The organism is Cellulomonas sp. URHD0024 (genome assembly GCF_000426185.1).
Classification (GTDB): Bacteria; Actinomycetota; Actinomycetes; order Actinomycetales; family Cellulomonadaceae; genus Cellulomonas.
Genome location: NZ_KE384505.1, coordinates 35,293 through 49,351, shown reverse-complemented (window position 1 = coordinate 49,351; position 14,059 = coordinate 35,293). Strand labels below are relative to the sequence as shown.

The window sequence follows — 14,059 nt, the reverse complement described above, 5'->3', positions numbered from 1 at the left end:
CAGGCGCACCTCAGGTGACGGTCCGATCGTCGGAGCATGACGACCACGATCAGCCGCCGCCCGGACGTGTTGACACGAGCCGACGGTTCACCCGTTCGAGCGCTCGTCGTCGACGACGAGCCGACTCTTGCCGAGCTGTTGTCCACCGCCCTGCGCTACGAGGGCTGGCAGGTGGACCACGCCCTGACGGGCCACGCCGCGGTCAAGGCCGCGAAGACGCTCGACCCTGACGTCATCGTCCTGGACGTGATGCTGCCCGATCTGTCCGGAATCGACGTGCTGCGGCGGGTGCGCGCCACGCACCCCAACGTGCCCGTCCTCTTCCTGACGGCGAAGGACGCGGTCGAGGACCGCATCGTCGGCCTCACGGCGGGCGGCGACGACTACGTCACCAAGCCGTTCAGCCTCGAGGAGGTCGTCGCGCGGCTGCGTGCCCTGCTGCGCCGGACGGGGTCTGTGGCGTCGCGCGAGGAGGCCGTGCTCGTGGTCGGCGACCTGACGATGGACGAGGACAGCCACGAGGTCTCGCGCGGTGGCGAGGACGTCCGCCTGACCGCCACCGAGTTCGAGCTGCTGCGCTACTTCATGCGCAACCCGAAGCGGGTGCTGTCCAAGGCGCAGATCCTCGACCGCGTCTGGCAGTACGACTTCGGCGGCCAGGCGAACATCGTCGAGCTGTACGTGTCCTACCTGCGACGCAAGATCGACAAGGGTCGCACCCCGATGCTGCACACGCTGCGCGGCGTGGGATATGTGCTGAAGCCGTCCGTCTGATGCCCGTGCTCGGGTCGCGACCGCGGTGGACGTTGCGTCGGCGACTGGTGGTCACCGTCGTCGCGCTCGTCGCCGTGGTCGCAGCCGTCATGGGCACGGTCACCACGCTCGCCCTGCGCAGCTCCCTGGTGGGCCAGCTGGACGAGAAGCTCCTGATGGCCCACGGCCGCGCGAACGTGCACCTGCAGCCCCCGGGCAGCCCGCTCGGGGGCGACGACGACCGCACGCCGCCCGGTCCGATCGCGTCGGGCGAGAACGGCACGACCCCCGCCTACCAGGACACGGGGACCGTGAACGTCTACCTGCCCCGGGGCACGGATCCCGCCAGCCTCGACGCCCGCAACGCCGGCTCCCGCATCGCCGCCGGGGGCTTCGTGCGGCTCACCGACGAGCAGATCGCCGAGCTGCTCGCGGTCCCCGACAACGGCGTGCCGACCACCGTCGAGCTGACCGGGATGGACGACTACCGGGCCGTCTCGACCATCCAGCCGAACGGCGCGGTCTCGGCGACGGCGATGCCGCTCGCGCCGGTGACGAGCATCGTCACCGAGTACGTCGCGGTCGAGGGTGTCGTCGCGGCGTTCGCGCTCATGGTGGCCGCGGCCACCGGGATGGTGCTGGTCCGTCGCGAGCTGCGACCGCTGGACCGGGTCGTGACGACCGCCAACCGCGTCGCGCGGCTGCCGCTGGACCGCGGCGAGGTCGTGCTCGCGGACCGGGTGCCGGTCGCGGACACCGATCCCGCGACCGAGGTCGGCCAGGTGGGTGCCGCGCTGAACCAGCTGCTCGGCCACGTCGAGCAGGCCCTCGCCGCCCGACACGAGTCCGAGTCGCAGGTGCGGCAGTTCGTCGCCGACGCCTCGCACGAGCTCCGCACGCCGCTGGCCTCGATCCGCGGGTACGCCGAGCTGGTGCGCCGCTCCCCCGAGGAGCTGCCCGCGGGCGCCCTGCAGGCCATGTCGCGCGTCGAGTCCGAGTCCGTGCGGATGACCGGGCTCCTGGAGGACATGCTGCTGCTCGCGCGTCTCGACGCCGGCCGGCCGCTGGCCACGGACCCCGTCGACCTGGCCCTGCTCTCGATCGACGCGCTGACCGACGCGCATGCGGCCGGTCCGGACCACACCTGGTCCCTGGACCTCGTCGAGGACGCGACGCCCGACGACGTGCTCGTCGCCGGGGACACCGACCGGCTCCGCCAGGTGCTGGCCAACCTGCTCTCGAACGCCCGGCTGCACACCCCCGCCGGCACCGAGGTGACCGTGCGGCTCCGGCGGGACGCGTCCTGCGTGATCCTGGAGGTCGCCGACGACGGCCCGGGGATCCCGCCCGCCCTGCGCGACAGCCTGTTCCAGCGGTTCACCCGCGGCGACGCGTCGCGCAACCGGAACACGGGGTCGACCGGCCTGGGACTGGCCATCGTCCATGCGGTCGTCACCGCCCACGGCGGCACCATCGCGGTCGGAGCGGGCACGCGGGCCGTCGACCGCGGCTCGTCGATGCCCTCGGGCGCTCGTCGCGAAGGCGCGGTGCCCACCACCGGAACCACGTTCACGGTCACGCTCCCGGCTGCAGACCCACCTCCGCCGCCGCGAACGACGGGTTCGGCCCGCACCAGGACTCCGGCCCGCGTCTGACGCCGCGAGGTGGCCGGTCAGCTGCGGGCGCGGCACAGTGGTGGTCTCGACGACGGAGGCTTCCATGGCGGATCTCAGCGACGCGTTCAGCGGGTTCTCGACCGACGACATCCCGGCAGCGCAGGCGTTCTACTCCGAGAAGCTCGGGCTCGACGTCTCCGAGGCGAACGGCATCCTCACGCTGCACCTCGCCGGCGACAAGCGCGTGGTCATCTACCCCAAGGGGCCGGCCCACACGCCCGCGACCTACACGGTGCTGAACTTCCCGGTGCAGGACGTCGCCGGTACCGTCGCGGAGCTGCGCGGCCGGGGCGTGGAGTTCGAGAGGTACACGGGGACACCGGTCGAGACCGACGACGACTTCGTGTTCCGCGGCGGCGGCCCGCTGATCGCCTGGTTCACCGACCCGGGCGGCAACATCCTGTCGATCATCGCCGCCGACTGACCCCGTCGCCGAACCGGTGCTTACGCACGTCATCCGGTCCGATGACGTGCGTATCCACAAGCTCGACGCGGGGGCGAGGCCGCCACGGCTCATGGGGTGGGCACAGGGTCGGCACAGTGCTCGGATAGGGTCCCGCCGGATCGTCGGGGCATGGACATCACGACGACAGCCCGCGAGCCCGCTGCGGCCGACGGCGTCCGGACCGGGACCGTGCTCGACCTGGTCATCCCCGTCTACAACGAGGAGGCCGGTCTCGAGCGGGCCGTCCGAGCCGCACGGCGGTTCCTCGACACCCAGTTCCCCTACGCCGCCCGGCTGACCATCGCGGACAACGCCTCCACGGACGGCACGGCAGCCATCGCACGGCGGCTTGCCGACGAGCTCGACGGCGTGACCCTGGTCCACCTCGACGCCAAGGGTCGCGGGCGGGCGCTGCACACGGCGTGGTCGGGTTCCGACGCCGACGTCCTCGCCTACATGGACGTGGACCTCTCGACGGACCTCAGCGCGCTGCTGCCGCTCGTCGCGCCGCTCGTGTCAGGACACTCGCACCTGGCCATCGGGACGCGGCTGAGCCGGACGGCGCGAGTGGTGCGCGGGCCCAGGAGGGAGGTGATCTCCCGCGGGTACAACCTGGTGCTGCGAGGAGCCCTGCACGCCCGGTTCTCCGACGCCCAGTGCGGGTTCAAGGCGATCCGCGCCGACGCCGCCCGGCAGCTGCTGCCGCTCGTCGCGGACACCGGCTGGTTCTTCGACACCGAGCTCCTCGTGCTCGCCGAGCGGGCCGGGCTGCGCATCCACGAGGTGCCCGTCGACTGGGTGGACGACCCCGACTCCCGCGTCGACATCGTCGCGACCGCCCTCGCGGACCTGCGCGGGGTGGCCCGGCTCGCCCGCGACCTGACCGCCGGCCGCATCCCCCTCGACGAGGTGCGGGCACACCTGCCCCTCGTCGGCGACGGCCGCACGTCGAGCCGGCCGACCAACCTCCTGCTCCGGCAGGTCGTCCGGTTCGCGCTGGTAGGCCTCGCGAGCACCGTGGCCTACGCCCTGCTGTACCTGGTGCTCGCCGGTCCGGTCGGTGCCCAGGCGGCGAACGTCGTCGCGCTGCTGCTGACCGCCGTGGCCAACACGGCCGCGAACCGGCGCGTCACGTTCGGCATCCGAGGTCGCGACCGGGCCGCGCTCCAGCAGGGCCAGGGGCTGCTGGTCTTCGGGCTCGCCTGGGTGCTCACCGCGGGCTCGCTCGCCCTCCTGCACGTCGCCGCCCCCGGTGCGCCACGCACGGTCGAGCTGGCCGTGCTGGTCGTCGCGAACCTCGGCGCGACCGTCCTGCGGTTCGTCCTCCTGCGCGGCTGGGTGTTCCGGCGCGCACACTCCGCCACCCCGATCGAAGGGACCGTCCGATGACCGTCACCACCGCCTCGCTCGCGATCCCGGACCGTCCGGACAGCCCCGACCGTCCCGACGAGATCGCCCCGCCCGCCGTCGCCTCGGCGCGCGCCCGTTGGGAGCGCCCGGCGCTCGCGGCACTCCTGCTCGCCACCGGGCTCCTCTACCTGTGGGACCTGTCCGCGTCCGGCTGGGGCAACGCGTTCTACTCCGCGGCGGTGCAGGCTGGCTCGGAGTCCTGGAAGGCCTTCCTGTACGGGGCGTCGGACGCGGCGGCGTCGATCACCGTCGACAAGCCGCCCGCCTCGCTGTGGGTCATGGCGCTGTCCGTGCGGCTGTTCGGGCTGTCGTCCTGGTCGATCCTGGTGCCGCAGGCGCTGATGGGCGTCGCCACGGTCGGCGTGCTGTACGCCGGCGTCCGGCGACGGTTCTCGGCCGGAGCTGCTCTGCTGGCCGGTGCGACCCTCGCGATCACACCCGTGGCCGCACTGATGTTCCGGTTCAACAACCCGGACGCCCTCCTGGTCCTGCTCCTCACGCTCTCCGTCTGGGCGACCATGAAGGCGGTCGGCGGCCCGCGCACGACGCGGTGGATGCTGCTGGCCGGCGCGCTCGTCGGTTTCGCGTTCCTCACCAAACAGCTGCAGGCGTTCCTCGTCCTGCCGGGGCTCGCGGCCGCCTTCCTGTGGGCCGCACCCGTCTCGCTCGGGCGACGGGTCCGCGACGGGCTCCTGGCTGTCGGCGCGATGGTCGTCGCCGCCGGCTGGTGGGTCGCCGTCGTCGAGCTGGTGCCCGCGAGCATGCGCCCGTACATCGGCGGGTCGCAGACCAACTCGTTCCTCGAGCTGACGTTCGGCTACAACGGGCTCGGACGCCTCACCGGTGACGAGACCGGGTCGGTGGGCGGCGGCGGCCCGGGGGGCGGCACCTCGATGTGGGGGTCGACCGGTCTCGGGCGGCTGTTCGCCTCGGACATCGGCGGTCAGATCGCCTGGCTGGTCCCCGCGGCCCTCGTCCTCGGCGCGGTCGCGTTCTGGCTCTACCGTCGCGCGCCGCGGACCTCCACCCAGCGCGCCGAGATCGTCGTCTGGGGTGCGTGGCTGCTGGTCACCGGCCTGACGTTCTCCTTCATGGCCGGCATCTTCCACGCCTACTACACGGTCGCGCTGGCCCCGGCCGTCGCGGCGCTCGTCGGCATCGGGTCGTGGGCGCTGTGGGTCCGACGAGCCTCGCTGTGGGCTCTGGGCACGCTCGCCGGTGTGACGGTGCTGACCGCCGTGTGGTCGTTCACCCTGCTCGGTCGGTCGGCGGACTGGCTCCCCTGGCTGCGGCTCGTGATCCTCGGCGCCGGGTTCACGGCCGCGGCGCTGCTGGTCGCCGGGCACTGGTCGGGACGGCGCATGCTGCGCACCGGCGCGGCCCTCGCTCTGGTGGCAGGGCTGGCCGGGCCGGCGGCCTACACGCTCGACACCGTCACCTCCGCGAAGACCGGGTCGATCGTCAGCGCCGGACCGGCCGTCGCCGGCGGCGGGATGGCGGGGCCCGGCGGCCGCGGTGGGCCGCAGGGTGGTGGACCGCACGGTGGCGGCCCGCAGGGCGGGTTCGGTGGGCCCCCGCCGGGCGCGCAGGCCGGAGGGCCGGCATTCGGGCGCCCGACGGGCCAGACGGGCCAGGCGCCGACCGGTGGCTTCCGGGGCGGCGGCGCGGGCGGCCTGCTGGGCGGCGCGACCGTGAGCACGCAGGTCGAGGCCCTCCTGCTCGAGGACTCCGACCGGTACCGATGGGTCGCAGCGGCGATCGGCTCGCAGAACGCGGCGAGCTACCAGCTGGCCACGCAGGAGTCGGTCATGCCGGTCGGCGGGTTCAACGGCTCCGACCCGTCCCCGACTCTGGCGCAGTTCCAGGACTACGTCAGTGCGGGCGACATCCACTGGTTCATCGCCGGCGGCGGGCTCGGTGCGCAGAACGGCGGGTCGAGCGCGTCGTCGGACATCAGCGCCTGGGTCGCGGCGAACTTCACCGCGCAGACCGTCGATGGCACGACGATCTACGACCTGACCGCACCCAGCACCGGTAGCTGACCCAGGCACGATGGCGCTCGCGGCCCCCGCCGTGAGCGCCATCGTCCTGCTCAGGGCTGGCAGGCGCCCGCCAGGGTCATCGCGGGGACGCTGTCGGGGCCGAAGGTCTGCCAGCTCGTCGTCCCGAGCGCCGACCGCAGACGGAGCTCGACCGACGCGTCGTCCTCGTCGAGCACCGCGCAGTCGACGTCCCAGAGCACGACGAGCGACCCGACCTCCCCGTGGTCGGTTCGCTGCGGGAGCGCATGGGTGTCGAGGTCGGGAACCGTGGCGTGCAGGTACGCGAGACCGTCCTGGTCCGGCGAGGCGGGGCCGGCCGCCGACAGGAGGTCGGACCTGGCGTACCAGGCGCCCAGCACCCTGGCGCCGGGTACGTCGTGGACCTGCTCCATCGTCAGCCACGGTCTTCCCGCGCTCGTCACGCGGCTGACGGTGATGTGCTGGTCGACGGATGCGAGCGACGTCGTCCCGCCCGCGTTCGACGAGACGGTCGGGCGAAGGAACGAGGTCGAGACCGCCGCCAGCACGAGGACGGCGACGCCCACGAGCGTGAGCACGAGATTGCGCACCACCGATCGGCGCGGGACGAGCGCTGCCAGGGTCGGATCGGTACTGGTTGCTTCAGCCATTGGCCCAACGTACTATGCCAATAGGTCAAACGGGAGGCGGTTGCTCAGATGTCCAGTCCGTTCGCGATCATGTTCGCGGTGGTGCTCGCGCTGGTGCTGGTCGTCGTCGTGCTCCTCCGCGTCTACCTGGTGCACGTGCGCCCGCGCGACGTCGAATGGATCGCCGGGACGCCCACGCCGGGTCACCAGGAGGCCGAGGTCTACACCCGCTACCTCCAGCGTCACCGTCTGCACCGCCTGGTGGGCGGGCTGTTCGGGGCCGCCTTCGCCACGGTCGTCGGCCTCACCTGGTACGGCAGCATCACCATCGGCGGCGGCCACCCGTTGGCCGACCTGCTCCTGTGCACGACGGCCGGCATCATCATCGGCGCCCTGTCGGCCGAGACCTTCCGGCTCAGCGAGCCGCTCACCGACACGGTCAGCGCGTCGCTCACGGCTCGTCCGGCAGCAGCGCACCCGCGGCTCACGCGCGTCGCGCGCGTGCTCACGATCGCCGGCGTCGTCGTGGGCGGCCTCGTCGCGGTGTCCGGACGCGGCCTCACCTCGCTGTGGGTCGCGATCCTCGGCGTCCCCGTCGCACTCGTCGCCGAGGCCACGCAGCGCGCGATCGCCGGACGGCGCCGCCCGGTCCTGTCCGACCGCGCCCGCGTCGTCGACACGCGCATCCGTGCGTTCGCGAGCCGGTCCGTCGCGTGGCTCCAGCTGGCGTTCGCGGTGCTCGTCGCGGCGTGGGTGGTCTCCGGGATCGGCGAGGTCGACGGCGCCCTGGCGTCGTGGACGCAGACGGTCCTCGTGCTCGGCGGCCTCGTCGGCGCGGTCGTCCTGCTGCACCGCGGTGCGCCCCGGCCGCGGCGCTCGTGGGTGGCCCCGGCGACGTGATCGTCTCCCTCGACCACCGCTCACCCATCCCGGTCTTCGAGCAGCTGCGCGCCCAGATCGAGCGGCTGATCGCGTCCGGGCAGCTGCGCGCGGGCACCAAGCTGCCGCCGATCCGACACCTCGCCACCGATCTCGGTCTCGCGCGCGGCACGGTCAACAAGGTCTACGACGCCCTCGCACGCGACGGTCTGGTCGAGACCGCAGGCCGGCACGGCACGATCGTGCTGGACGCCGCACGGTCGACGTCCGCCCCTGCGGACCTCGCGGCCGCGGCGGACACGCTCGCTCTCGTCGCGAAGCAGCTGGGGCTCGACGCAACCGCCGCCCACCGCGCGCTCGACGAGGCGACGCGGCGCCTCTAGACCGCGAGCGCCGGCGGGTCGGTCAGAGCGGGTACGCCGAGTAGAAGTTGACGATGTCGGCCAGGGGCGCGGTCACCTGGAAGACCGAGCTGCCGTTGGTCCAGACCGCCGTGCCGGTGCCTTTGCCCGAATCGACGATCGTGTAGGTACCGACCGTCGCGCCGGCCGCCGTGACGTCACCGGACTGGGGAAGCGTCGCCGCTCCGGGCTGGGCGGTCGCGGTCGGTTTCGGCGCCGAGGAGGACGGCAGCGCGTCGACGAGGGTCGCGGCGAACGCGGTCGCCTCGCCCGGGGTCTCCCACTGGCCGGCGTTCACGGTCACGGTGCCCGCGGCGCCGTCGGTGTACGTCTCCGTGTAGGCCTCGATCGCACCCGCCGCGGTCCACGTCGCGTTGTCCGCGGACGTCGCGAGCGCGTACTGCAGCACCGAGGCGGGCAGCGCCTTCGCGAACGCCGTGCTGGCCTTGCGGGCGACGGGGTCGACGGTCGGCGTCGGCGAGGGCGCCACGATCGTCGACGCAACGGCAGGCGCCGGAGCCTGCCCTTCGTCGTCCCCGCCGAGGACGACGATGCCGATGATCACGGCGGCGACCACGAGGACGGCCACGCCGATGATCGCCGGGATGAGCCAGGCCGGCCGGCTCTTCTGCTCTGTCGTGGGCGGGGTGCCGCCGGGCGGGACCGACGCCGGGGTTGCGACCGTCGGCGGGACCGCCACGGGCGTCGCAGCAGTCGGCTGGGCCGACGCGGGCGCAGTGGTGCCGGCGCCCGTCGGCCGGGCGGGCTGCGCGGCCTGCCAGCTGGTGGCCGGCGGCGGCGTGGCAGGCGGCGGTGTGGCAGGCGAGCCTCCCGCGGGCGGTGTCGAGCCTGTGTGACCCCATGCAGGAACGCCGCCGGGCTGGGCAGGTTCGGCTCCGGGCCGGCCGGTGTCGCTCATCGGGGTCCCCCTTGGTTCGTGGTGCCCGAACCCTTGCCGGACCCCCCGCAGCCTACCGACGCATGGCGACCGGACCGGAGCAGCGCGTCGGAGCGCCGCGACCTCCGTCGACGACGTCGCACGGCCGGCTCCCCTCCGTTCTGGCGCGCCGTCGCCGATCGTGTCGGACCCTCCGTCTAGCGTCCTGCTCGTGGCCTCGACGAGCGTGAAGCGCCCCGGCAGCACCGCCAAGGCGGCCCTCCGCCCTGCCTTCCGCTGCTCGGAGTGCGGCTGGTCCGCCACCAAGTGGGTCGGCCGATGTGGCGAGTGCCAGGCCTGGGGATCCGTCCTGGAGGACACCGGTCCCGGTGGCGGCGCACCGAAAACGACCGCGACGACGCCGACGAGGTCGACGGCGCTGCCCATCGACCAGATCGACGTCGAGACCGCGCGGGCACAGTCCACGGGGGTCGACGAGCTCGACCGGGTGCTCGGCGGCGGCCTCGTGCCCGGAGCCGTGGTGCTTCTTGCCGGCGAGCCCGGCGTCGGGAAGTCGACTCTCCTGCTCGACGTGGCGGCCCGCGCGGCGCGCACCGGCCGTCGGGTGCTGTACGTGACCGGCGAGGAGTCGGCTGCGCAGGTGCGTCTGCGCGCCGGTCGCATCCACGCGCTCGCACCCACGCTGCTGCTCGTCTCGGAGACCGACCTGGCCACCGTCCTCGGGCACATCGAGAAGGAGGACCCGGACCTGCTGGTGGTCGACAGCGTGCAGACCATCGCGTCGACGCAGGTGGACGGCACCGCCGGTGGCGTGTCACAGGTGCGCGAGGTCAGCGCCGCGGTGATCCAGGCGGCCAAGGCTCGGGACATGCCCGTGGTGCTGATCGGGCACGTCACCAAGGACGGGTCCGTCGCCGGACCGCGCACGCTCGAGCACCTGGTGGACGTCGTCTGCCAGTTCGAGGGCGACCGGCACTCGCGGCTGCGCATGCTGCGGGCCACCAAGAACCGGTACGGCCCCACCGACGAGGTCGGCTGCTTCGACCTGTCCGAGTCCGGCATCGTCGGCCTGACCGACCCGTCCGGGCTGTTCGTCTCCCAGGCCCTGCACCCCGTCCCCGGCACCTGCCTGACGGTGACCCTGGAGGGTCGCCGCCCGCTGGTCGCCGAGGTGCAGTCGCTCGTCGCCCTCTCCTCCGTCCCCAACCCGAGGCGGACCACCAGCGGCGTGGACAGCAGCCGCCTGGCCATGGTGCTCGCCGTGCTCCAGCGCCGCCTGGGCGTGCGGCTCGCCGACCAGGACGTCTACGTGTCGACGATCGGCGGCGCCCGCGTGATCGAGCCTGCCGCGGATCTCGCGCTCGCCCTCGCCGCCGTCAGCTCGCGGGAGAACGTGCCGCTGCCGCGCGGGCTGGTCGCGATCGGCGAGGTCGGGTTGGCCGGCGAGATCCGCACCGTCTCGGGCGTGAGCCGACGTCTGGCGGAAGCCGCTCGCCTCGGGTTCACGCGGGCGATCGTGCCCGCAGGAGCGTTGGACGGGGCGACACCGCCCGCGGGCCTGTCCGTCACGACCGCGGGCGACCTGGGCGAGGCGGTGCTGAACGCCGGCCTGGCCGCGGACGACCCGCGGCGGTAGCACGCCGCTCACCGCAAACCGACCCGAGCGGATCGTCGTGGTTTTCTAGGCGATCGGGGGGCGAGACGATGTCCTTGCGCCCGCGCGGCTTCCCGAGCACGCCCACCGCCACCACGGAGAGCAGGGTCCATGATCGAGCCGCCCGCGAGCGTCGCTGCCCACATGAGCACGGAGCTCGTCGGCAAGCCCGGCTCAGTCTTCCTGGTGCTGTCGGGGCCCGGGGGGACGGGCAAGAGCTCGCTCATCCGGAGGTGGCGGGACGCCGACCCGGCTGTCGGGTACGTCAAGAACGTGACGACGCGTGCGCGCCGTAGCCCCGACCCGATCTCGGGCGTGGACGACGACGAGTTCTTCGAGTTCGTCACGCGCCGTGAGTTCCACCGGCTGGTGGAGGACGGACAGCTTGCCCAGTGGGTCAACCCGCAGGAGGGCTACTACAGCGGCACACCGCTGGGGCCGCTGCTGGACGCGGTCGCGGAGGGTCGGGACCTGATCTTCGACTACACCCCGCAGCTGTACCTCAACCTGCAGCGCGCCTTCCCGGACCAGGTCGTGGGGGTCTTCGTCGCACCGCCCAGCCTGGAGGTCCTCCGGGACCGACTCGCCGGTCGCGGGTCGGAGGACGGCGCCAAGCTGGAGCTGAAGTTCGCCATGGGGGCGCAGGACCTGGCCTACGTCGACCTGCACGACTACCACGTGACCAACGTCGACCTCGAGTCGACGCTGGACACGCTCAGGAGCATCCTGCGTGCCGAGAAGGCACGCCTGCGGCGATCACCGAACCTCGCGCAGATCTACGGTGCGATGCGGGACCCGCGGCAGATGCTCTTCTACTACGACCCCGGCCAGCGCCGGATCTCCGCGATCACCGAGCCGTGACGTCGAGCGACAGTCAAGGTCGGGCCATCACGCCGCGACGGGCACCGGCTCGGACCGGGCGGGCACAGCGGCGACCGACACGCCGCGGATCAGCAGCCAGAGCAGGAACACGACCTCGGCAACGCCTCCGACCGAGCTGAAGACGATGGTCGAGTCGGGGTCGGCTCCCACCGCGAACTGCAACAGGATGTCGATCAGGTAGCCCAGGCCTCCGACCATCAGCAGGTAGCCGAGGACACGGGGCACGTAGCCGGAGCGGATCACCACGAGTCCCAACGGCAGCAGCCAGAGGCCGAAGAAGATCTGCGCGATGTTGTTGGACAGGGTGTGCATGTCGAGCAGGAGGGTCGCGGTCTCGTCGGACCCCGGCCACTTCCCGGTGGCCACCAGCAGTGCGCCGCCGTGCAGGATCATGCTCAGGCTCTGGATCACGACCGCCGCGATGCCCGGCACCAGGAAGCCGACGGCGAGATCGAGGTTCACGCGACGGAAGAGGACGAACAGCAGGACGACCGTCACCATGAAGCACGTGAACGCGGTCAGGTCGGCGGCGAAGGCGAGCCGCATGGAGTCGCGGGCGTCACGGATGCTCTGGGCGGTCTGCGCCGGTGAGCCGTCGGTGCTCAGACCGGCGCGGACGATGATCTGCGACCAGCCGGCAGCGATCGCGACCACGAGGTAGAAGACGGCGGCGACCCGGGCGACGAGCCGGGGATTCGCGAGGGCGTTCGGTGAGTTCGAGAGGTTCGACGACTGAGACATCTCAGGCTCCGGTCGAGTCGGGGTACTGGAACACGTCGTCCAGCGGGACGCCGAAGACGCGCGCGATCTGGAAGGCCATCTCGAGCGACGGCGAGTACCGCCCCTGCTCGATGGCGATGACGGTCTGCCGGGTGACTCCGATGCGGTCCGCGAGCTCGGCCTGGGTCATCTCGTCGTGGGCGAACCGAAGGGCGCGGATCGTGTTGGTGACACGGGTCGGCTTCACCACGTGGGCAGACCCCGGCGATAGAGCCCGATCTTCGTGGCGGAGCTGAGCAGGGCGGAGAGGACGAAGCCGAGGTAGAGCGCGTTGGCGATCCAGAACCAGTCGGCCTCGAGCATGGCGAGGATCAGCCCCGCCAAGCCGCCCATCACGAGGAACGACTGCCCGGTGTACTCGCCGATCCGGTCGATCTCCTTGTCGCGCTGGTCCTTCGTGCCGCCGTCCCGCCAGATGATCGAGACGACGATGGTGCCGACGATCGACGCGACGATCGCCAGGCCGATGCTCCAGAGCATCGGAGCGATGTAGTCGACGCCCTCGATCGGCACGTCCTGCGCCCGAGACACGATCACGCCGACATAGGCCAGGAACGCCACGAGCGACACGATCGCGAAGACCCAGACGTTGCGCTCCGTGAACGTCATGCCGTCACCGGGCTCGTGGGCGGCGCTCACGGGACCAGGACGATCTTGCCGCGCGCGTGCTCGACGCCGAGGCGCCGGACGGCATCGCGGCAGGCGCTCAGCGGATAGGTGCGGTCGATCGCCGGGGTGATCGACCCGGCGGCGACGAATTCGGCGAGGAGGTCGAGGTCGGCCACGCTGTGCTTGGCGACGAGCGGCTCCAGCCGGTGCCGCGTGATCAGCGACAGGATGCCGCCACGGATGATCCGCCCGATCGGCCCGAAGACGCGACTGCCCTCACCCGCGGACAGGACCAGTGTTCCCCGCTCGGTCAGGGCGGAGCGCAGGCGGGACAGCGAGTGGTTGCCGACGAGGTCGAAGATGACGTCGTACCGACCGGTGAACTCGTCGCGGGTGTAGTCGAGGACGTGGTCGGCGCCGACGGATCGGACGAGCTCCACGTTGCGGGTGCTGCAGACGCCGGTGACCTCGGCGCCGAACGCCTTGCCGAGCTGGACCGCGAAGGTGCCGACCCCGCCCGAGGCGCCGTTGACGAGCAACGACTGCCCGGAGTGCAGCCGACCCACATCACGCAGGCCCTGCAGTGCGGTCGTTCCGGCCAGCGGGACGGCTGCGGCCTGCTCGAACGTCAAGCTCGGCGGCTTGTGGGCCACCCGCTCGGCGGGGATGCTCGCGTACTCGGCGAACGCTCCCCCGTTCGGCTCGGCCCAGATCTCGTCGCCGACGACGAACCCGCTCACCTGCGCGCCGAGCGCGACGACCTCCCCGGAGAGCGCCTTGCCGGCCACCGGCACTCGCGGGGTCCGCAGGCCGGAGACCGCGCGGATCAGGTACGGCTTGCCGATCATCGTGAACCAGTCGGCGGCATTCAGGGACGCCGCCCGTACCCGGACGAGCACGTCGTGGTCACCCACGACAGGCACGGCGACGTCTTCGAACGAGACGACCTCGTCGGTCCCGTAGCCGCGTTGGACGATCGCTTTCATGGTGCGCCTCCGCGCTCGATGTCAAGAATTCCTGAC

15 protein-coding genes are annotated in these 14,059 nt (G+C 72.4%); 9 read left to right on the top strand and 6 right to left on the bottom strand.

From position 1 onward, the window contains the following. The first annotated feature begins 36 nt into the window (after positions 1–36). From I847_RS0116450 to I847_RS0116430, 5 genes are all read left to right on the top strand, one after another. Positions 37–774, top strand: a complete 738-nt coding sequence (locus tag I847_RS0116450; protein ID WP_304412692.1) for a response regulator transcription factor — start codon at positions 37–39, stop codon at positions 772–774. Then, on the top strand, positions 774–2,408 hold the full coding sequence (locus tag I847_RS24340; protein ID WP_081681058.1) for a cell wall metabolism sensor histidine kinase WalK: 1,635 nt from the start codon (positions 774–776) through the stop codon (positions 2,406–2,408). Before I847_RS0116450 ends, I847_RS24340 begins: the two co-directional genes overlap by 1 nt. A 64-nt stretch (positions 2,409–2,472) precedes the next feature. Continuing rightward, positions 2,473–2,853: a VOC family protein gene (locus I847_RS0116440; RefSeq protein WP_028050559.1), complete on the top strand. Its 381-nt coding sequence runs from the start codon at positions 2,473–2,475 to the stop codon at positions 2,851–2,853. Between the two features lie 150 nt (positions 2,854–3,003). After that, a complete protein-coding gene (locus I847_RS0116435) occupies positions 3,004–4,263 on the top strand; it encodes a bifunctional glycosyltransferase family 2/GtrA family protein (RefSeq protein ID WP_051275002.1) in 1,260 nt (419 codons plus the stop codon). Beyond that, positions 4,260–6,326, top strand: coding sequence for a glycosyltransferase family 39 protein (locus I847_RS0116430; RefSeq protein ID WP_051275001.1), 2,067 nt, complete (start codon positions 4,260–4,262; stop codon positions 6,324–6,326). Before I847_RS0116435 ends, I847_RS0116430 begins: the two co-directional genes overlap by 4 nt. Before the next feature lie 50 nt (positions 6,327–6,376). On the opposite strand, the gene I847_RS0116425 is transcribed toward I847_RS0116430, so the two are convergent. Then, entirely contained in the window at positions 6,377–6,955 is a 579-nt protein-coding gene (locus tag I847_RS0116425; RefSeq protein ID WP_155856197.1) for a hypothetical protein, read from the bottom strand. A 48-nt stretch (positions 6,956–7,003) separates the two neighbouring features. Between I847_RS0116425 and I847_RS0116420 the strand changes: the two genes are divergently transcribed. Both I847_RS0116420 and I847_RS0116415 read left to right on the top strand, forming a co-directional pair. After that, positions 7,004–7,834, top strand: a complete 831-nt coding sequence (locus I847_RS0116420; protein ID WP_028050555.1) for a hypothetical protein — start codon at positions 7,004–7,006, stop codon at positions 7,832–7,834. Beyond that, complete coding sequence (locus I847_RS0116415) at positions 7,831–8,196, top strand: GntR family transcriptional regulator (protein WP_028050554.1); 366 nt, start codon at positions 7,831–7,833, stop codon at positions 8,194–8,196. The genes I847_RS0116420 and I847_RS0116415 overlap by 4 nt, the downstream gene beginning before the upstream one ends. Before the next feature lie 22 nt (positions 8,197–8,218). Here I847_RS0116415 and I847_RS26870 read toward each other — a convergent pair whose 3' ends face one another. Next, positions 8,219–9,133 carry a hypothetical protein gene (locus I847_RS26870; RefSeq protein WP_155856196.1) on the bottom strand — a complete coding sequence of 305 codons (915 nt, stop codon included), beginning with the start codon at positions 9,131–9,133 and terminating at the stop codon, positions 8,219–8,221. A 190-nt stretch (positions 9,134–9,323) separates the two neighbouring features. On the opposite strand from I847_RS26870, the gene radA reads away from it, so the two are divergent. Then, positions 9,324–10,748 carry a DNA repair protein RadA gene (radA, locus tag I847_RS0116400; RefSeq protein ID WP_028050551.1) on the top strand — a complete coding sequence of 475 codons (1,425 nt, stop codon included), beginning with the start codon at positions 9,324–9,326 and terminating at the stop codon, positions 10,746–10,748. A gap of 129 nt (positions 10,749–10,877) precedes the next feature. Beyond that, positions 10,878–11,627 (top strand): guanylate kinase, encoded by a 750-nt coding sequence (locus I847_RS0116395; RefSeq protein ID WP_196804599.1) that lies wholly within the window; start codon positions 10,878–10,880, stop codon positions 11,625–11,627. A gap of 27 nt (positions 11,628–11,654) precedes the next feature. Here the strand turns inward: I847_RS0116395 and I847_RS0116390 are convergent, their stop codons facing one another. Genes I847_RS0116390 through I847_RS0116375 form a run of 4 tightly spaced genes read right to left on the bottom strand, consistent with a single transcriptional unit; the run spans position 11,655 to position 14,023 of the window. Further along, entirely contained in the window at positions 11,655–12,389 is a 735-nt protein-coding gene (locus tag I847_RS0116390) for a DUF4386 domain-containing protein (RefSeq protein WP_028050549.1), read from the bottom strand. A gap of 1 nt (position 12,390) precedes the next feature. Further along, positions 12,391–12,618, bottom strand: a complete 228-nt coding sequence (locus tag I847_RS0116385; RefSeq protein WP_028050548.1) for a helix-turn-helix transcriptional regulator — start codon at positions 12,616–12,618, stop codon at positions 12,391–12,393. After that, positions 12,612–13,067, bottom strand: a complete 456-nt coding sequence (locus tag I847_RS0116380) for a hypothetical protein (RefSeq protein ID WP_231384257.1) — start codon at positions 13,065–13,067, stop codon at positions 12,612–12,614. The genes I847_RS0116385 and I847_RS0116380 overlap by 7 nt, the downstream gene beginning before the upstream one ends. Continuing rightward, a complete protein-coding gene (locus I847_RS0116375; protein ID WP_028050546.1) occupies positions 13,064–14,023 on the bottom strand; it encodes an NAD(P)-dependent alcohol dehydrogenase in 960 nt (319 codons plus the stop codon). The genes I847_RS0116380 and I847_RS0116375 overlap by 4 nt, the downstream gene beginning before the upstream one ends. Between the last annotated feature and the right edge of the window lie 36 nt (positions 14,024–14,059).